The following is an 18,396-nucleotide window of genomic DNA, read 5'->3' as shown; positions in this document are numbered from 1 at the left end:
AGGGCAATCAGGTACCCGAAGCCCAACGAGTGGTACAGCCTCGCACTCCCCTCATCGAAGGAAGCAGCACATGACCGATCAAGCCCCCCACGAGCCCCCGGCCATCGTGAATGTCAGCGACGGCCTGGCGCGACTGACCCTGAACAACCCACTCCGCAAAAACGCCATCACCCTGCAGATGGCCGCGCTGATCGAGGACTTCTGCCGCTCGGTCCACGCCGACGAGACCATCGGCGCCGTCCTGGTCGACGCGGTCGGCGGCTACTTCTGCAGCGGCGCCGACACCCGGGATCTGGCCCAGTCCTCCGCCGATCCGGCCGCCCCCGAATCGGTCGCCCGCACCTCCGCCGTCTACAGCGCGTTCGTGGAGATCGGCAGGCTTCCTGTCCCCAGTGTGTCCCTGGTCGTTGGCGGAGCTGTGGGCGCCGGTCTCAACCTCGCCCTGGCCACGGACCTCATGCTGGTCACCGCAGACGCCACACTGGACAGCGGCTTCCTCGCCCGCGGCATCCATCCCGGCGGTGGACATCTGTCCCTGCTCGGGCGTGCGGCCGGATACCAACAGGCCATCGCCCTTGGAGCGCTTGGCATCCCGCTGTCCGGCGCTGAAGCCGTCCGCCGCGGGCTGGCCTGGCAGACCGCCGGTCCTGAGGACATGCTCGACGCTGCGGAGGCACTCGTGGCCAAGGCGGCCGCGGATCCCGAACTGGCACGCCGCATCAAGAACAGCGCCGTCCTGGAAGTCGGGCCCCCGGCCATTCCCTGGACGGCCGCGATCGAGGTGGAACGAGGCGTTCAGATGTGGTCCTTCGGCCGCAAGGGCCGGACGGGCTGGGACCGCAAACCCTCAAAACCCCATGTCGTGGCTGAGCCCTAGGCCCTGTCGGCTCCTGTTTCGGTGCGCCGTGGCGCACCCCAGGGTCCGTAAACTGCATCCAGCATCGTATGTGGATGTCGCCACCCCCCTCTGCGTCACCGAAAGGGCGAAAGTTGCCGACCGAAAAGACGACACAACCCCGCCCCCGGTCGAAGGCGGTAGAGAGAGTGATCGTCGAACTAAGGCGAATGATCTCGACCGGCGAACTTCTTCCGGGACAGCAGATCCGCCAGGAGTTCATGGCCGAGCAACTGGGTGTCAGTCGACTACCGGTTCGCGAGGGTCTGCGCCAACTGGCCGCCGATGGCCTGGTGAGCCATGTCCACAACGTCGGCTATACGGTTACCAGGCTGAGCCAGAGCGAGTTCGACCAGATCTATCTGATGCGCAGGCTTCTGGAAACCGAGATCATCGGCAGTCTTTCCATTCCGCCGACCGCGGAGCGACTCCAGCAAGTGACCGACCTGAACGACAGAATTGTCGCTGCGTCCGAACGACTCGACCTGGTCGAGATGCGCCTATTGAATCATGAGTTCCACTTCGCGATTTTCCGGCTCAGTGGCCTGAAGATGGTCATCGACGAGATCGAACGGCTGTGGAACTGGGCCGCCCCCTACCACTCGGTCTATCTGGTCTCCCCCGACAGTCGCCGGGCCGTTCTGGAGGAACACGCAGCCATGATCGAAGCGCTGCGCGACGGCGACAACGGTCGTCTCGCGGAACTCATGGACCAGCATCGCCATGGCTCCGAAACACAACTCGGTCTCATGCTCGGCGGTGGAGCGATAGCCAGACCCGTGCCGTCCTGAAGCGACCCAGTCGCGATCCGAACTCAGAACAGGCCCGAACCCGCAGGTTCGAGGGTTTCCGATGCCTCAAACATCACATTGTGCCCCGGCAGGATTCGAACCTGCGACACCAGCTTCAGGTCGGACCTTCATGAGATCGAAGTGACCTGGCTGCGATGTCAGTGCGTCGCCGTATGTTGGCCCGATGCAGAACGTGGTCGACGAAAGGGCCGTCGAGGCAGCGGTGATCGATGCCGAACAGGCGATCGCCGAGTTCGACGGGGCCGTCCGGTGGCTGGCTGCCGCCCGGCAGGGGCCGATGGAGCCTCTTGCAGCCGAAGTTTGGGTGTTCGACAAGGACCTCGCCCAAGTGGTGTTGGTGAAGCACCGTTGGCGAGGTTGGGTTCCGCCGGGCGGGAAGGTCGAGGCCGGGGAGACACCGCGTGAGGGGGCGGCCCGAGAGCTCTTCGAGGAGACGGGCCTTCAGGCGGAACTTCTGCCCGAGCCAGCGGCGGTTGCGGTTCGCTCCTACCACCCGGACTGGCCAGTCACGCTTGGGCTGTCGTATGCCGCTGTCGTTGATGCAGCGGCTCCGTTTGTCCCGGAGGCCGAGCAGCCAGTGATCTGGAAGAGGCTGGACGAGGATTGGGAAAGCTACTTTCCCGACGATCTATTCCGAATCCGCCAGTGTGCCGCATGGTTGGCTATCGAGTAGGCCTCACTGAAGGCTGCTGCGGTTCCTCCGCGGCGGGCGAGTTCGCGGCCGAGGTCGATTCTCACCGTGGGCTTGTTCGAGCGCGTCCCGCCGAGCCTATGAAAGGCATGGGAGACGCCGACCTGGGCTGTGCTCGGTTCCCGGGAGCGAGAGGGCGGGCGGGCCCAGCGGCGTCATCACCGGGCGGTCGGGCCGAAGCGGCCGGGTCGGTCGTAGCGGCCGGAGAGCAGCGCGCCGTAGCCGTCGGGGCGGGTGGGGACATCGACGGTGCGCAGCAGATGCCACAGCAGTGCCTGGTTGCTGGCCACCACCGGCAGGCCGAGCAGGTCCTCGATCCGTGCCAATTCTTCAGCCACGCGGATTCCGGCGCAGCTGAGGAGCACCCCGTCGATCGCGGACGGGTCGAGTGTGGCGGCCAGTTCGCTCCAGCGGCCCGGCTCGATCGCGGCCTGTTCGACGGGGGTGGCGCGCGGAAGGCTCCGGTGGACGGCGATCTCGATGCCCCGCGCCTGCAGGAACTCCCTTTCCGCTGCGACGACTTCGTCCGGGTACGGCGTCAGCAGCGCGGGGCGGCGGATGCCCGCGGCGGCGAGCGCGGCGAGCACCGCCTCGATGGTGGTGACGGAGCGGATGCCGGTGGCACGGGCGACCCGCTCGTTGATCCGGTCCGGTCCCGCCAGGAGGGTCGCGGCGGTGCAGTTGACCGCGATGGCGCTCACCTCGGCGTCGGCGAGCGGCCGGGCGTGCCGCTCGATGTCCTCGGTCAGCGCCAGGTCGTCGGCGAGGCCGGTGCGGCGGAACGGGAGTCGGGTGGTGACGAACTGGACGCCGTCGGGTGCCATGAGCTGGATCTCGTAGTCGCACAGGCCGCCCGACGGATAGAGGTGGCCGATCCAAGCGAGGGTGCCGTATCCGAGACTCATCCGGCGCTCGCCCGACCGGCGGGCACTGCCGTGGCTGTCCCGTCCAGGTGGCCGGTGACCAGGGCGGCGAACCGGTCGGCCTGGTCGACCATCGGGGAGTGCCCGGCACCCGGCATCTCCACCGATGCAGCCGTGGGGATACCTGCGATGAGCTGGGCCGAGTGCTCGGCGCTGCGCGCGCTGTCCTCGCTGCCCCGCACCACCAGGGTCGGCGCGGTGATCCGGCCGAGGCGCCCGGTGAGGTCGAGGCGCCGCGCGCTGCCGAGGACTGCCGCCAGGTATGCCGGGTCGGTGCGCAGCACGGCCTGGACGTACGTCTCCCAGGTCTCGGCGTCGGGCCGGCCGGTGAACAGCATGCCGACCGTCTCCTCCACGGCGGCCCGGGAAGCGGCCCCGCGTCGCGGTCGGCAGCCCTCAGACGGGGTCTCCATCGCAGGTAAGGCAGCGCCCCAGGGGCGGGAGCGTGCCGAGATGGCTTCCAGGCGGGGCGTCTGCGGCGTGCACCCGCCGTCGCTGCCGGGCAGCAGGTCAGTCGAGTCAAGACGCCGGGGAGAAGGGTCCCGGTCCGGGCAGGGTGGCGCAATGAACTACCAGCGTCGCACGGCGGGTTGGTCAGGCGGTCAAGTGGTGCGTACTGCGGTGATGGTGAAGCGCTCGGTGTCTGCGACGTGCCCGCCAGTGGATGCGACGACCGTGAGCACCGGGTCACTGGCACCGGAGAAGGAGACTCTCACGTTCCAGGGCTGGTCGTCGCCGCCGGCGGAAGTGCAGCACGGGGAGGTGCCCAACGGCGCCGCGGACGACGGCTCGCGTACCTGAACGCGGATGCTCTCATCCACACCGGAGATCCGCCCGCCGGTGACCAGCGGGGAGCGTACGAGCGCCCCGTACGTGGGCGTGGTCAGGGTGAACGTCGTGTCGTCGGTTCCGACGACCTCCCACGGGGCATCCGGGCCTGTGCCGAACCGCACGAGGTGGATCACCGCTGCGGTGCCGCTCTCGGGCCGCGTCGATGCCACGCCGATGCGGGCGTGCCGACCGCTGACCGTGCGCGAGGAAACCCGGTCGATCTCTTTGAACTGTAGGTAGTTGCGGGTGAAGGCCAGCGCGGTCTGATCGGGGTCGAGGTGCCACGGCTGGTGGCCGCCGGCGCGGTAAGCGCGCTCCCACGCCTCGGCTTGGGCGATCGTGGCGAACGGCCACACCGGCTGCAGGCTCCACGAGCCGAGCGGTGGTGTGCCTCGGGGCGTGGGCGTGGTAGGGGCTTTCGTGGCCGCCGGGGTGACCACCGGCGGCACCGGGGATGCGGCCGTCGTGCGCGACGGCGCGGACGTCCCCGGCGTGGCAGGCGTCGATCTCGAGGCACTCGGGGACCCGCCGGAACCGATGCACCCACTGAGCACCAGGCCGGCCACGGTCACGGCGGCGACGAGTCGGAACGCGAACCAGATGTTCATAGGTGCCCCAGGAAAGGTGGAACCGACCGCCGACCGGCCTGGCCGGCCTGTCCGGCCATCGTGCCACCAGTCCCGTCTACGTCACAGGGGCTGTGGACAGTACCAGGGCCCGCCCCAAGAGAAGGTCAAGAATTCATTAGGGACTCGAAGCAACTGAATAGTTGCCCGGGCACACGGGGTTCAGCGTGCACACACCCCGCACGCATGCCTACCGACTCGCAGACTTCCCCGGCCTGGAGGCCCCACGCAATGACCCACACGACGACCGGCGAGCCCACCCGGAGCGCGAGCGGGGCCACCGTCCCGGTACTCGCCTTCGCAGGCATCGTCGTCGCGGTGATGCAGACCTCACCCGCTCACGCCTGGTCACCGGCACCACGGAGCCACACGCGCATCCGGACGGCGGCCATCGAGCCGTAGTCACCTGGCCGAACGGCCTGACGACCGACATCGATCTGCCTGCCCCGCCCTCGGACACGCTGTGGGCGACATGCCGCGTCCGCCGGGCTGCACTCGGTCACACGCTGCGCGCACCGGGTAGTCCAACGGCCAGGCCCACCACCGGTTGACCGGCGCGGTGCAGCGCACGCCATAGCGTCACGCGCAGCCTGATCACTGCCCTCGGGCGCCGGCGCCCATTCCGCCGCAGGTTTCCCGGACCACGAGGGGGGGTCCAAGTTCACCGCCGATCTCGATGTTCGTCAGCGCCGGCAACGCCCGGAACAGCGCGGCATGCCGGCACCTGCGCGTTGATGGGATGCCGGTCGCCTTCCCCGCTGGAGGGCGTGGAAGGGGGAGGTGGCGGTGAGGGCGCCGGCATCCCGGTCGTGTCAGGTCGTCACACGGAAGGTGGCGTCACTGCGTCCCAACGCTGTGGTGATCGGGTCGAGCCGGAGCTGGTAGGCATAGTGCCGGATGTACCGGTCCGGGTAGTTGTACGACTGGAACGACGACCAGCCCGAGTCGGCGAGCCCGGCGACCTGGCGGAAGGTGGCGTCCTCGGCGAACTGGGTGGTGCCGTCGTTGTAGGCCAGTTGGAAGTCGAATCCGGAGTGCCGCAGGAAGTACCCGGGGAAGTTCACCGACTCGAAGGAGACGGTGCCGGAGCCCGCCAGGCCGGCCCTCAGCCGGAATTGGGCGTCCTCGGCGGGGCTGACGTTCGGATCGATGCGCACGTCGAAGTTGGTGTGCCGCACGTACCGGTCCTGGTAGTTGTACGACTGGAGCCGGTTGATCGCGGTATTGGGCCAGCGTGAGAGCACGCGACTCTCCTCGGCGGCCGTCAGGTTCAGGATCGAGCCGTGGCGCTTCTTGGTCCCGCCCATGTTGTAACTTCCCGACGCCGGAAGCCGGTAGGTGCCGGAGCTGGACGGGTTGGTCGTCAGGACCGGCATGTAACCGCGTCCCGAGGCGTACTGGTCGAGGTACAGGGCCCACTCGTTACGATCCCTGAACTTCATCCACATCGGACCTTCGACCTGCGAGCCGGTCAGGCCGATGCCCGAGAGGTTGCCGATGGTGGTCCAGGTCCCGAGGATCGAGTTGCTGCCTTCGAGCGTGATCTGGCCGTCGCCGGAGGACCGCACGTAGCGGTAGGTGCCGACACCTGCCGGCACCTCGACGATCTGGGTGTCGATGATGCCCTGGGTGCCGGGGCGATCGATGTAGAGCTGCGGGGTGGTGATGGTGCGGAAGTCCGTCGTGCGGGCGTAGTAGATACGGTGCTTCAGCACACCGTCCAGCGTCGCGTTCGTCGCCCAGTACAGGACGTAGTCGTTGGTCTCCGGGTTCCAGATCGCCTCCGGCGCCCACGCGTTGCGCCCGTCGGGGATCGTGCCGGCGACGTTGAGCAGCCATGGCTGCGACCAGGTGACCAGGTCGGTCGATTCCCAGATCACGAGGTTGCGGCTGCCGTTGTTCTGGGCATCCCCCCACGACTGCCCGCAGCTGATGCACAGGTCGGTCGCGATGATCCAGTACTTGTCGCCGCCCGGCGAGCGGACCAGCGAGGGGTCGCGCACCCCACGCGTGCCCACCGTGGAGCGCAGGACCATGCCTCCACCGTTGAGGTCGGTCCAGTGCAGGCCGTCTGTGCTGTGCGAGAAGTAGATCTGCTGATTGGTCGACCCCTCCCCGATGAAGTGTGTCATCAGGTAACCCGGGTCGGCAGCGGCCGCCCGCTGAGGGGTGATCAGTGCCTGGCTTGTGAACAGCAGACAGGCGGCGACCCATATCGCCACCAGCCGGGTGAGAACCACGGCCATGTACATCTCCTGTCTTCTTCTTACGAGTCCCGCGATCGGGTGAGTGCGGAGTCATGGTCGAAACTCTGTCTGTGTGCCGGTTGGCGGGACCGGCGCCCCGCACAACGCCGTACACCAGACCGCTGTCGATTGGATGGCGCCCACGTGCAACGGCTTCGCGAAGTCCCGATCGACGCCGACTGCCGACGCCGCCGGGCAAGGCGCGCCCGCCAGCAGCGTGGGAAACGCCGCTGGCAAAGCCCTCTTGTTCATGTCGTGGAGCGAAGTGCTGCCGGATTCCGAAGAACACGGCGTGCCGGGCGGTGCGCTCGGGCGTAGGGCCTTGGAGCGGCCTTCTGGGCCGGGCGCCGAGTCACAGTGGCCAGGGAGGTGCCCTTCAGGATGGGCTCACTCGTTGTGCCTGCCCGCTGGTGTGTCCTGCCCTCGGGTCCACCTCTGGGTGGCTTCGCCCAGGAGGTCCACAGCCGGACTTTCGATCCGTTGGCCTTTGCCCGGTTGCCGAGGCCCGCTCCCCATTCACTGCTCTACCGCTGGGTCCACTTCTGGTTGTCGCCGCCGTTGCAGGTCCACAGGACGGCCTTGGTGCCGTTGGCGGTCCCGGCCTGGTAGGCGTCCAGGCAGAGCCCAGAGTTGACGTTGGTGATGGTGCCGTCGGCGTTCAGGTCCCACTTCTGGTTGTTGCCGCCGTTGCAGTCCCAGATGACGACCCGTGTGCCGTTGGCGGTCCCGCCCTGGTAGGCGTCCAGGCACTTATTGCCGTAGACCACCAGTTCCTTGCGCGCGGTGCGCACCCAGGCCTGGTTCTCCCCTGCGGAGCAGTCCCACAGCTGGGCGTCGGTTGCGTTGGTGATGGTGTTGTCGTTGATGTCCAGGCAGCGTCCGGACTGCTGTCCGACGAGCTGGATGGCGTTGGTGCCGGGTAGCGAACGGACCTCGATCGCGTCGAAGTCGGGTGCCCAGGCGGTGGCGTTGGAGAAGGTGAGGGTGTTGGTGGAGCCCTTGCCCAGGGAGACCTCGACGGAGACGGTGCCGGGCGTGGTCCAGGAGGCGGTCTTGGGGAAGGCGACCGTGGTGGGGTTCTGTCCGTTCACCCGGAGTACGGCGGTGCGGGTGGCGTTGCTGCCGTTGGTGTAGGCGATGTCGATGACCTTGGTGCCGGTTTCGGTGGCCGCGACGTTGTTGAAGCGCAGGGTGTTGGCCGCGCCGTTGCCGACGTTGCCGACCTTGGTGCCGCCGGAGCAGCCGGAGCAGGTGGCGTTGGCCGCCGAGCCGCCCTTGGTGTTGGCGGCGTCCTCAGCTTCGTAGGTGGTGCTCGCGGCCTCGGTGGCGCCGGTGACGGTCAGCAGCACCGAGTCCTTGGCGGGCACGCTGGTGGTGTAGCTGGTGCCGAAGCTGCCCTGGTCGGACTGCGTCCACAAGTTGCGCACGGTGGCGTTGGCGTTGGTCAGGCCGAGGTCGGACCAGCGCACGGTCATGTTCTGCGTGCTGGACGTGCGGTTGAGCAGGAGGACGGCGCGCTTGCCGGTGCCGGAGAGGACCTTGCTGTAGACCTGCAGGCCGCTGGTGTCCTCGGCGACCTTGACGCCCTGCAGGCCGCGGGAGTCCTGGTCGACCGCGATGACCTCGGAGTTCTTCAGGATGTTCGCGGTCTCGGTGCTCATGGTGGACAGGTTGTTGCCGGCCAGGAGCGGGGCGCCGGAGATGGCCCACAGGTTCATGTGGGTGCGGTTCTGGGCGGCGGTGAAGCCGCTCATGCCGACCATCAGCATGTCCGGGTCGTTGTAGTAGCCGGTGTGCTGGCCCGAGGGGTGCACATTGCGGTCGAAGTTGGCGAGCAGGTTGGTCCACGAGGGGGTGTTGCCGAAGACGATGATGTCGTCGTTGGTGCGCCACAGGGAGGCCATACCGGCGCCCCAGTTCCACGGGTTCTGCTTGCCCCAGTCGCACATCGAGAAGGTCATCGGGCGGCCGGTGGTGGCCGATGCCTTGGTGACCGCGTCACTGATGGCCTGGTAGGTGGTCTTCGGGTCGAGGCCTTCCTTGTCGCCGCCGCACCAGTCGACCTTGACGTAGTCGAAGCCCCACTGCGAGAACTGCAGCATGTCCTGGTCGTAGTGGCCCTCGCTGCCGGTGCCGGCCGCGGCCGGGCGGCCGGTGGGGTAGTAGTAGCCGCAGCCGTCCTTGCCGGCGTCGGTGTAGATGCCGGCCTTCAGGCCCTTGCTGTGGATGTAGTCGGCGATGGCCTTCATGCCGCCGGGCCACTCGGACGTATCGACGGTGATGTTGCCCGCGCTGTCGCGGGTGCCCTGCCACCACCCTTCGTCGATGTTGACGTACTGGTACCCGGCCGCCGGCATACCGGCCGCCACGAGCGCGTCGGTCTGCCCCTTGATGACGTTGTAGTCGATCTTCGCGGCGAAGCTGTTCCACGACGCCCAGCCCATAGGCGCCTGGGGTACGGCTATCTGGTTGGACGTCACCGCGGCCGATTCCACGCGGCCGGGATCGGCGGGGCTCTCGTGGGCCGCCTGAATGCCAACAAGGCCGCCCGCCGCTGCCGTCGCGAGCACCAGCGCCCGGACGGCGGCATCTCGGAACCGGCGTCTGAAGCCGGTCGGGTGTGAGGGCTGTGACACGTTGTCCTCCCAGGAACGTGGGGTCGGCTCTGACCAGCGCGAGCAGATATTGTTCGAGAAACCGAACGGCGATCGACTCTACGAACTGGCGCGCTGAAGCTAAAGCCCCGCGAAGACGGAAGTCAACGGCTCGTCAAGTTTCTCCATGCACGGATCTGCGCATCCAGGGACATCGGCCGTGGCACTTCACGAAGAGGCCCAACATCGTGGCACCCGTGCCGGATTCGCCCTCGCCGTTCTAATCAGGGCGCGTGCTATGCCACCGCGACACCCGCCAGCGAACCCCACGCCAATTCCTGCACACCATCGAGCGCCTCCCCGCCCGCGACCTCACATCCGGCGAACAGACTCCATGGCATTCACGGCCCTCGACGTCGTGCGAGTCTGTTGACTACTCGCCACAGGACAACCGCAATCTGGCCGTCACATCGCTTGCTCAAGCACCCCCCGGCACCGGGGCGCGGCCGGGGCCCGATGGAACTCGTTTCGGGAATGGCTTGTGGGCCCGCCTCCCGAACCCAAGGCTCGACGGCGCCACCGCCCATGTCCGCGGCCAGGCCGCGCACGGGCAGGGCCCCCGGCCCCTCCTCCGCGTGCCGGACGCATCATTTTAATTGCAGGCGACCCTGAAGGCGCTCGCCGCAGCCGCGCCGGAGTGGATGCGCACGATCATGGATCCGGCGTGGCAGGAACGCTGCGCGGCGCGGGTGGATCCTACCGACTGCCGGTCGAATCCTCCTCGGGGTGCTCGCAGCGCACCGGCGCGGGTATCAGACGGCTTCCTCGACCGGTGCTCCGATGGCGGCCCGCAGGTCGGCGAGGGCGACGCCCGGGGCAAGCCTGCGCAGTACCAGTCCGTCTGAGGTGACGTCGAGGAGGGCTAGTGCCCCGGCAGGCAACGTTGCCCGTCAAGGAGCGGCGTCCGGTGCGTGCTCTCGGCGTGCCGGCCGGAAGCCCTCGTACTGGATGTACTTGGGCTTTCGGCCGGTGGGGCGAGAGTGCGTGCCGGGCGTCGCAACGGGGCGAACGTTGCCTGTTGGGGCACTAGGTCGGTGATGATGCGGTGCACCACGCCCACGCCAGTCAGGGGCAGCGCGCATTTCTCGACGATCTTCGGCGAGCCGTCCTTGGCCTGGTGCTCGGTGAGCACGACGACCCGGCGGGTGTCGGCCACGAGGTCCATGGCGCCGCCCATGCCCCGTCAGACTTGCCGAAGCCCTGGGCTGCGCCGCACTGCGCTGCGAGTCCGCCGACGACCTCGACGACGGGCGACGGCTGCACCTGCCGCCGTACCTGGGTGGACCCGGAGTTCGGGCTGCCGGTCGTGAGCGCGCACTTCCGCACCATCGGCGGCAGCAGCGACCGGTGGACGTACACCACGTACGCGCGCGCTCGGGCTGCTGGGCGGGCTCGGTCTCCGTGCTGCCGTCGGCCCGGGTGACGGTGACCTTGGACGCCGGTGGCATGTCGTAGGAGCGCAGGGCGAGGCGTGGCCGTTGCGCTCTGGTGATAGTCAGTTCCGCCGTGTAGCGTCGCTGCCAGATGTCGTGGTTCGCAGTACCTGCCCGCGCTCCGGCGTGGGCGCTTTGCTGTGCAGGACCAGGACCTGTGGGTCCGCGCGGTGCGGATCCGATATCGACTGAGAGGCACCAGCATGGCCAGCGGAATCGTCAAGTGGTTCAACTCCGAAAAGGGCTTCGGCTTCATCTCCCAGGACGGTGGCGGACCGGACGTCTTCGCGCACTACTCCAACATCAATTCCTCCGGCTTCCGCGAGCTCCAGGAAGGCCAGGCGGTGACCTTCGACGTGACGCAGGGCCAAAAGGGCCCGCAGGCGGAGAACATCACTCCCGCCTGATCTCGCGGCCATACATCACCGGGCCCCCGGAGCGCTTGCTCCGGGGGCCCGGCGCGTCCCGCGCCGAAGGCCTCGGTCATTCGTCTCGGTGCTGCTGCGGTATCGGCTCTCGATGCCCCAGGGGCTGGGCTGGCGTGGGGCGCCAGGGGCGAGGAACCTGGCCCCCATGTTGTCCATCGGGTTGAGGTAGAAGAGCGCGGTGAACCACGGGGCCGACTTGCGCGGGTGCTTGAGCTGCAGCAGTGAGGCCGTCCGGGTCAGACCTGGGCACGCAGTTGCGCTGGTGACCTGCCATATGGCATGGCTCACGGCCGCCGCACGATCTTCAAGAGCCCATACAATCCTTGATCATCTCTCGACCGCACCGGCCGCCTGCGAACCCGCATACGCTGGGGCGTACACCCTCGCACCCCGGCCCGCCTACAGCAACGCACCCTGAACCTGCACCGGAGCACTGACAACACCCGGAGCCGCCCGTGTCCCACCCTCCCCCGTCCGTCGAGCTCCTGCCCGGCGCGGACGACTCCCCCGTGATCGTGCACGTGCCGCACTCCTCGCGGGAGATTCCGTCCGCTGTGCGTGAGGGAATCCTGCTGGACGACGAGGCGCTGGAGCGGGAACTCGATCACATCACCGATGCGCACACCGCCGAACTGGCCGCCGACGCAGCCCGGTTGTGCCGCGTCACGCCCTGGCGGTTCGTCAACCGGCTGTCGAGGCTGGTCGTCGACCCGGAGAGGTTCCCGGACGAGCGGGAGGAGATGCTCGCCGTCGGGATGGGCGCGGTGTACACCCGGACCACGCACCGGGCACCCCTGCGGCCCGAGGACAACGACCCGGAGCCGCTGATCGAGGGCTACTTCCGGCCGTACGCACAGGCGATGAGGGACGCGGTGGCCGACCGGCTGGCCGTCACCGGGCGGGCCGTCGTCATCGACCTGCACTCGTACCCCACCGCCCCGCTGCCCTACGAGCTGCACGACGACGGGCTCCGGCCGCCCATCTGCCTGGGCACCGATGCCTTCCACACTCCGCCCGAACTGCAGGCCACCGCCCGCAAGGCGTTCGCCGAGTGCGGGGAGACGGGGCTCGACAGCCCGTTCAGCGGCACGTACGTGCCCCTGGAGTTCTACGGGAGCGAGCCGCGGGTCAGCGCCCTGATGGTAGAGATCCGCCGGGACACCTACATGACCGAGCCCGGCGGCCCTGCCGGCTGCGGGCTCCCGCGTCTCGCGGCAGCGCTGGCCACCCTCGTCGACGCCGTCTCGCACTGACGTCCGGCTGGATGCACTCCCGCGCGACAAGCACTGGCCAGTGGAGGACCGCGCCACGAAGTGGGGCGAGCACCTTGAAGCTCGCTGTCGGGCGGCCGCTAGATCCGGGCTGGGCCCGACCCCGTGACGGCACCGTGGTGCGAGATCCGCCATCGGGCCCTCAGCGAGGTTGGCAACCTCACCTCACGCGGCAGCCGAGAGCTTCAAGGAGCTCGGCCGATTCGCCGGACGACACCGCCAGGGCGTGACTCAGCTCACCGCCGCGCCGCAGGCAACCCGGACGGGGCTGGAGGTTCGCGTGCAAGACGGCATTCGTGAGCTGTCCGCCGGCGAGCTGGAGATGCGAAATGACGATCTCGCCATCGAGACGTATCTGAGCACCGCCTTTGCCTGGTCCGCGGGAGACACTGAGCGCCGTTCTGCTAGTTGGACGACGTGGTGCACCTGCTGGACGACGTGATGCACCTACGCCGGCGGATCACGGCTACCGGCGCATCCCCGACCACGTGATCGTAGGGATCGCGGGCGCCGGCCGCTGGAAGGCCACGGTCGGTGAAGTCGCTCTCTCGGGATCGGGGGGTCTCAACCCCTGGGGGCGGGCAATCGGGCGCAGGCTGCGGGAGGCGGTCGCCGACGGCAGGCTCGCCCTCCTCGCGCCGGTCATCTTCTATTGCCGGCCGGGGTTGTTGCGTGGGGTGCGGCTCTTTGGGGAGGAGCATCTGGCCTGGCCCAGGCGTTCAGCGGTCTGGGTCCTCGGGTCTGGCGTCGCCTCGGTGCCGGCGCCGCTGGTGTCGTCGATGCGTGGGAGCCCGCCGGTGCCGGGTGGGGCCGGCTTGCGGTGCGGGGTCTCGACGGGGCCGAGTTCGGCCACCAGCTCGGCCAGCTGCCCGCAGACCTGTCTGATCTCCTGCTGGGTCCGGTTCCGCTCGGCGATGATCACGGAGAGCAGCAGGGCGGTGAGTGCCGTGGCGAGGTTGAACGCCTGGTAGGTGATCACGTTGAGAACGGCCCCCCGGTGGGCGAACGCGCCGGTTCTGTGGGCCAGCGCGAACATCACCAGTGTCGAGACGACCAGCTGGCACGGCGCGGCACCGGCCAACTGGAAGCGGAAGGCGGCCCAGATCAGGCAGGGGAAGACCAGGAAGAGGAAAGCGGAGACATTCACCGAGAGCGAAGCGGCGATCGTGGCCACGGCGAGCGCCCATGCCTCGACCCAGCGCAACGCCGACACGCCGCGGGGCAGCCGGACACGGCGCAGAACGAGAAGCAGCGGCGTGACGACGAGTACGCCCCGCGCGTCGTCGGCCCACCACACCCACCACCTCGGCCAGAAGCCGCTCGCCGGCAGCCTGCCGGACAGCACCAGCACACCGGTGCCGACCACGGCCCCGACCACCATCCCGGCCAGCGCTCCGACGAAGATCAACGCGAGCACGTCCCGCAACCGCTGTATCTCGATGTGGAATCCCGCGCGGCGCAGGAGGAGGTAAGCGCAGATCGGGGCGAGGGTGGCCCCCGCCGTGATCGCCAGCGCGACGGAGAGGGACGGGTCGGCCGTGATGTTGGCGCAGAACGCGCCGATGGCGATGCCCGGGCACATACGCAGGCCGAAGAGCAGCAGGGCGGCCAGGGCGAAACCGGCCGGGGGCAGCAGCGGGCTGCTGATCGGGCTGTGGGGCAGTTGCTGAGACAGGCCGAGCTTGGCGGTGCCGAAGTAGACCGCGGCAAGGACGAGTATCTGAAGGCTGGTGGTGACGTGGCGCGGCAGCCTGCCGTGACGCAGGTTGCGCAGGGTGATCGCCGTGACAGTCAACGGGGGTCCGCCCCGTCCGCAAGCGAGCCGTTCGGGGGGCCGTCGTAGCAGGCGACGAGGACGGCGGCGTCGTCGCTGTGGCCGGTGAGGTCGGCCACCGCGACCACCTGGGCGGCCAGGTCGTCGACGCTGCTGTCGATACCGTCGGTGACCAGCTGCATCACGGTGTCGAGGCCGCTTTCGAGGGGACAGGACGGGCCTTCGACCACACCGTCGGTGAGGAGGACGAAGACGCAGGGTTCGGTCAGCCGTCGCCGGTTCACCGGGTACTTCTCGGCGGACTGGATGCCCAGGGGCAGCCCGCCGTCGTTCATGGCGAGACCGCATCGGCCGCCGGCGGTGGCCCAGACCATGGGGACGTGCCCGGCGCGGGCGGCGGCCAGCTCGCCGGTGCGCGGGTCGAAGCGGACGAAGGTACAGGTCGCAAAAAGCCCGCAGCCCATGGAAAGCAGCAGCTCGTTGGTGCCTTCCAGCACTTCGCCGGGGTCGGTGGTGGTGTGCGCGATGGCCCGCAGCCCGGTGCGGACCTGGCCCATGAACGCCACAGCCTCCACGTCATGCCCCTGTACATCGCCGATGGCCATCGCCACCGAGCCGTCCGGAAGTGGAAAAGCGTCATACCAGTCGCCGCCCACGTCCAAGCCGCCCCGCGCGGGCGCGTACCGGGCGGCGATCCGCAGTCCAGGCGGCTGATCAGGCAGCTGAGGTGGCAGCAGATAGCGCTGCAGTGCCGCAGCCAGCTCTACCCTCGCCCGCTGCAGCTTGACCCGCTCCAGAGCCTCACCCGCAAGATGCCCCAGCGTCAGCAGCTCCTCTACCGGACTGTCGGGGCTGTCGGGGCTGTTGGGGCTGCCGGGAAGGAAGGTGCGGCGTCGGCCCATAGCGACTCCGAAATAATGGATTTTCCTTCATATCACCTTATCGCCGGTGAGATCCGAGGCGTGCGTCGTCGTACCGTTCAGCGCTGGACCGAGCTGACCAGACGCTTCCTCCGATAGAGCCACACGCTCTTGCGTCGCGGCAGGGCGATTTTTGACTCAGGTCGCGGGCCTCCTGGCGCGAGCGTCACAGCGCGGGCGCCCGTGGGGGGCCCGGCCCCTCATCGCCCCTCTTCGAGTCCCACCGCGCGTTCCGAAAGGGACACAGCCGCGCCGAGGGTCCGCCGGACGGCGGTGCGCGGGCTTCCTACCCCTGGCCGGGTCAGGGCTGTGGTGCAGGTGGCTGGTGCGGGTGGCTCTGGCGGCGCGCAGTCGTGCGGCGACGATGGCATCGACGGAGGTCCGGATCGGCTGCTTACTTGGCGCCGCGTCAGGCTCCACGGGAGCGGCAGGGGTGCGCTGATCGCGGCGTCTGTTCCGTCCCTCTTCGGTACAGCTGATCTTCGAGGTCTTCGATGAGGATTTGCCCCGCACCGGCGCTGCAGTGCGCCAATGTCGCCTGCTCAGGCAGTGCGGCCTGGCTTGACCGCTGGCAACGCCCAGCCCGCGCCGATGCCCTTCGCCGCGTGGAGCTCATGGCACCCGGTATCCACCGGCCCTGCCGTGTCCACATGGTCTGGCTGGCTCTGTTCACGAGGACGACGGGCAGCTGATGTTCACGAGTTCGGGAGTCACATGAGGGGATCGCAGTAACCGAAGTGCTCACCAGTCGAGAAGTACTGACAGCTACGACGGGGCCGGGGGCCCGGCGGGCGGCCGAGCCCCGGCTGTAAGCGGCGTGGAGATCTCGCCGTTGCCGTTGGCGCTTTTGGCGCCGTAGGTCAGTCTCGCTGGCCCCAGTCCAGGCGGTCGGCCAGACCGGCGGCGGTGAAGGCGGCTACCAGCTCGTCGCGGCCTTCGGTGAAGTGGGCCCAGCTGTCGTAGTGGACGGGGACCACGCGGCGGGCACCGAGGAGCTGGGCGGCCTCGGCGGCCTGGGCGCTGTTCAGGACGATCAGCTGGTTGTCGAAAAGTGCGGGGAAGCGGGGGGCGCCGGCGAAGAGGAGGGCGGTGTCGATGGGGGCGAAGCGCTCGGCGATCTCCTTGACCGCGTCGAGGGAGGCGTTGTCGCCGCTGACGTAGACGGTCGGCAGACCCTCTCCGGTCAGGATGAAGCCGACGACCTGGCCGGTGATCGGCTCGACCTCCTCACGCGGGCCGGGGCCGTGGACGGCGGGGACGCCGGTCACGGTGATCGTGCCGCCGTCGGGGCGGTTCAGTTCGATGGACTCCCAGTCGGCCAGGCCCTTGGCCTTCGCCTTAAGGCGCTGTCCGCCGCCGGGGGTGGTGAGGGTGAGCGGGACGTCGGCGAGCAGGTCCCGGCCGGAGGTGTCGAGGTTGTCGGGGTGCTCGTCGTGCGAGAGCAGAACCACGTCGATGGGGCCGAGGTCGGCGGGGGCTCCGCTGGAGGGGGCGGTCTTGGTCAGGAACCGGCCGTCGGGACGGGCGTAGTCGCCCGGGGCGTCGAAGGTCGGGTCGGTCAGGAAGCGCAGGCCGCCGCACTCGAAGAGGGCGGTCGGGCCGCCGAAGACGCGGACAGGGAACGGGTTGGTCGTTGCGGGGAGAGAAGACACAAAGCACCTCACGGATGGATGTCATCGATTCCTAATGCTGTCTGTCAAGCCGCGAGAGCCGCAGGAGGCACGACCTCGTAGGTCCGTCCGTCGCGCAGGAGGGCCCAGAGGACGTTGACGCGGCGGCGGGCCAGGGCGAGCACTGCCTGAGTGTGCCGCTTACCTTCGGCGCGCTTGCGGTCGTAAAACCGGCGCGACTCATCGCAGTGTCGGATGCTGAACAACGCCGCGGTGTAGAAGACGCGTTGGAGCCTGCGGTTGTATCTCTGGGGGCGGCGGAGGTTGCCGCTGATCTTGCCGGAGTCGCGGGGAACAGGTGCGACGCCACCGAAGCCGGCGAGGCGGTCGGGGGTGCCGAAGACCGTCATGTCGCCGCCGGTGGCGGCCAGGAACTCGGCGCCGAGGATGATGCCCATGCCGGGCATGCTGGTGATCACGTCGAAGTCGTGATGCTCGCGAAACCGGGCCTCGATGCGTTTGTCGAGTTCCGCGACCTGCTGGTTGAGGCCCATCACCTCCTTCGCCAACGTGTGCACCAGCTGGGCGGTCAGCTTCTCGCCGGGGAGGCTGGTGTGCTGGCGTTCGGCGGCCTGGAGGGCCGTCTCGGCGAGCCTGTCGGCGCGGAGGACACGGCGGTTGCGCAGCCAGGTTTCCAGCCGCTTGGCTCCGATCCGTCGGAGAGCCGCTGGGGTCTGGTAGCCGGTCAGCAGGGTGAGCGGGCCGGTGTTGGTGAGGTCCAGGGCCCGTTCCAGGCCGGGGAAGATGCCGGTGAGTTGAGCGCGGAGCCTGTTGACGGTGCGGGTGCGGTCCGCGACCAGGTCCATGCGGCGGCCGGTGAGGATCTTGAGGTCGGTGACGGTCTCGTCTCTGGTGCGTAAGGGGTGAAGGTCCCGGCGGACGCGGACCTGGTCGGCGATGACGGCGGCATCCTTGGCGTCGGTTTTGCCCTCACCGCGGTAGCTCTCGGAGGCGCGGTGGATGGCCCGGCCGGAGATGTAGTGCACCGGCTGGTCGTGGTTGAGCAGGATGGCGATGGCCAGGGCGGCTCCGCCGTCAGCCAGGTCAATGCCCCAGGTCGCCTCGTCGCCCAGGTCCAGTACGTCGGCGAGGAGTTGGAGGAGCTCGGGTTCGTCGTTGGCGACGCGTCGGGACAGCAGCCGACGGCCGCTCTCGTCGATCGCGACACAGTGGTGGTGGGTTTTGCCTGCGTCGATGCCGGCCCAGATCGCGGTCATGTGGT

The 18,396-nt window shown here is 68.7% G+C and carries 15 protein-coding genes and 2 pseudogenes; 7 read left to right on the top strand and 10 right to left on the bottom strand.

All coding sequences use genetic code 11. The features are described 5' to 3' along the window. Window positions 1-70: 70 nt before the first annotated feature. The 3 genes from ACWD4J_RS36005 to ACWD4J_RS35995 all read left to right on the top strand — a co-directional run bounded on the left by ACWD4J_RS36005 (window position 71) and on the right by ACWD4J_RS35995 (window position 2,380). Window positions 71-877 (top strand): enoyl-CoA hydratase-related protein, encoded by an 807-nt coding sequence (locus ACWD4J_RS36005; protein ID WP_451399716.1) that lies wholly within the window; start codon window positions 71-73, stop codon window positions 875-877. A gap of 167 nt (window positions 878-1,044) precedes the next feature. Next, entirely contained in the window at window positions 1,045-1,686 is a 642-nt protein-coding gene (locus ACWD4J_RS36000) for a GntR family transcriptional regulator (protein ID WP_451399715.1), read from the top strand. A 184-nt stretch (window positions 1,687-1,870) separates the two neighbouring features. Beyond that, window positions 1,871-2,380 (top strand): NUDIX domain-containing protein, encoded by a 510-nt coding sequence (locus ACWD4J_RS35995; protein ID WP_451399714.1) that lies wholly within the window; start codon window positions 1,871-1,873, stop codon window positions 2,378-2,380. A 176-nt stretch (window positions 2,381-2,556) separates the two neighbouring features. Here ACWD4J_RS35995 and ACWD4J_RS35990 read toward each other — a convergent pair whose 3' ends face one another. The 3 genes from ACWD4J_RS35990 to ACWD4J_RS35980 all read right to left on the bottom strand — a co-directional run bounded on the left by ACWD4J_RS35990 (window position 2,557) and on the right by ACWD4J_RS35980 (window position 4,760). Beyond that, window positions 2,557-3,303 carry a maleate cis-trans isomerase family protein gene (locus tag ACWD4J_RS35990; RefSeq protein WP_451399713.1) on the bottom strand — a complete coding sequence of 249 codons (747 nt, stop codon included), beginning with the start codon at window positions 3,301-3,303 and terminating at the stop codon, window positions 2,557-2,559. Then, window positions 3,300-3,734, bottom strand: a complete 435-nt coding sequence (locus ACWD4J_RS35985; protein ID WP_451399712.1) for an alpha/beta fold hydrolase — start codon at window positions 3,732-3,734, stop codon at window positions 3,300-3,302. Before ACWD4J_RS35985 ends, ACWD4J_RS35990 begins: the two co-directional genes overlap by 4 nt. 189 nt (window positions 3,735-3,923) lie before the next feature. Further along, on the bottom strand, window positions 3,924-4,760 hold the full coding sequence (locus tag ACWD4J_RS35980; RefSeq protein WP_451399711.1) for a hypothetical protein: 837 nt from the start codon (window positions 4,758-4,760) through the stop codon (window positions 3,924-3,926). Between the two features lie 249 nt (window positions 4,761-5,009). Here ACWD4J_RS35980 and ACWD4J_RS35975 point away from each other — a divergent pair, with 249 nt between their 5' ends. Continuing rightward, the gene (locus tag ACWD4J_RS35975; protein ID WP_451399768.1) at window positions 5,010-5,180 is read left to right on the top strand and encodes a hypothetical protein; all 171 of its coding nucleotides are present in this window, start codon (window positions 5,010-5,012) and stop codon (window positions 5,178-5,180) included. Window positions 5,181-5,590: 410 nt separating this feature from the next. Here ACWD4J_RS35975 and ACWD4J_RS35970 read toward each other — a convergent pair whose 3' ends face one another. The 3 genes and pseudogenes from ACWD4J_RS35970 to ACWD4J_RS35960 all read right to left on the bottom strand — a co-directional run. Then, window positions 5,591-7,024: a glycoside hydrolase family 43 protein gene (locus ACWD4J_RS35970; RefSeq protein WP_451399710.1), complete on the bottom strand. Its 1,434-nt coding sequence runs from the start codon at window positions 7,022-7,024 to the stop codon at window positions 5,591-5,593. A gap of 524 nt (window positions 7,025-7,548) precedes the next feature. Further along, window positions 7,549-9,468 (bottom strand): ricin-type beta-trefoil lectin domain protein, encoded by a 1,920-nt coding sequence (locus ACWD4J_RS35965; protein ID WP_451399767.1) that lies wholly within the window; start codon window positions 9,466-9,468, stop codon window positions 7,549-7,551. Between the two features lie 1,237 nt (window positions 9,469-10,705). Next, window positions 10,706-10,861: pseudogene (locus ACWD4J_RS35960) on the bottom strand (CoA-transferase); the annotation flags it as partial. A gap of 453 nt (window positions 10,862-11,314) precedes the next feature. Here ACWD4J_RS35960 and ACWD4J_RS35955 point away from each other — a divergent pair. The 3 genes and pseudogenes from ACWD4J_RS35955 to ACWD4J_RS35945 form a co-directional block, all read left to right on the top strand. Further along, the gene (locus ACWD4J_RS35955; protein ID WP_451399709.1) at window positions 11,315-11,518 is read left to right on the top strand and encodes a cold-shock protein; all 204 of its coding nucleotides are present in this window, start codon (window positions 11,315-11,317) and stop codon (window positions 11,516-11,518) included. Between the two features lie 476 nt (window positions 11,519-11,994). Beyond that, a complete protein-coding gene (locus tag ACWD4J_RS35950; RefSeq protein ID WP_451399708.1) occupies window positions 11,995-12,792 on the top strand; it encodes an N-formylglutamate amidohydrolase in 798 nt (265 codons plus the stop codon). Between the two features lie 247 nt (window positions 12,793-13,039). Further along, window positions 13,040-13,210: pseudogene (locus ACWD4J_RS35945) on the top strand (histidine phosphatase family protein); the annotation flags it as partial. 249 nt (window positions 13,211-13,459) lie between these two features. Here the strand turns inward: ACWD4J_RS35945 and ACWD4J_RS35940 are convergent. The 4 genes from ACWD4J_RS35940 to ACWD4J_RS35925 all read right to left on the bottom strand — a co-directional run bounded on the left by ACWD4J_RS35940 (window position 13,460) and on the right by ACWD4J_RS35925 (window position 18,391). Then, window positions 13,460-14,605: an MASE1 domain-containing protein gene (locus ACWD4J_RS35940; protein ID WP_451399707.1), complete on the bottom strand. Its 1,146-nt coding sequence runs from the start codon at window positions 14,603-14,605 to the stop codon at window positions 13,460-13,462. Continuing rightward, a complete protein-coding gene (locus ACWD4J_RS35935) occupies window positions 14,602-15,486 on the bottom strand; it encodes a PP2C family protein-serine/threonine phosphatase (protein WP_451399706.1) in 885 nt (294 codons plus the stop codon). The genes ACWD4J_RS35940 and ACWD4J_RS35935 overlap by 4 nt, the downstream gene beginning before the upstream one ends. Window positions 15,487-16,364: 878 nt before the next feature. Further along, the gene (locus ACWD4J_RS35930; RefSeq protein ID WP_451399705.1) at window positions 16,365-17,156 is read right to left on the bottom strand and encodes an MBL fold metallo-hydrolase; all 792 of its coding nucleotides are present in this window, start codon (window positions 17,154-17,156) and stop codon (window positions 16,365-16,367) included. A 44-nt stretch (window positions 17,157-17,200) separates the two neighbouring features. Next, entirely contained in the window at window positions 17,201-18,391 is a 1,191-nt protein-coding gene (locus ACWD4J_RS35925; protein ID WP_451399766.1) for an IS110 family transposase, read from the bottom strand. Window positions 18,392-18,396 lie beyond the last annotated feature (5 nt).

The sequence above is a fragment of the Streptomyces sp. NPDC002577 genome, assembly GCF_053594815.1.
This window is presented reverse-complemented; position numbering and strand designations above follow the sequence as displayed.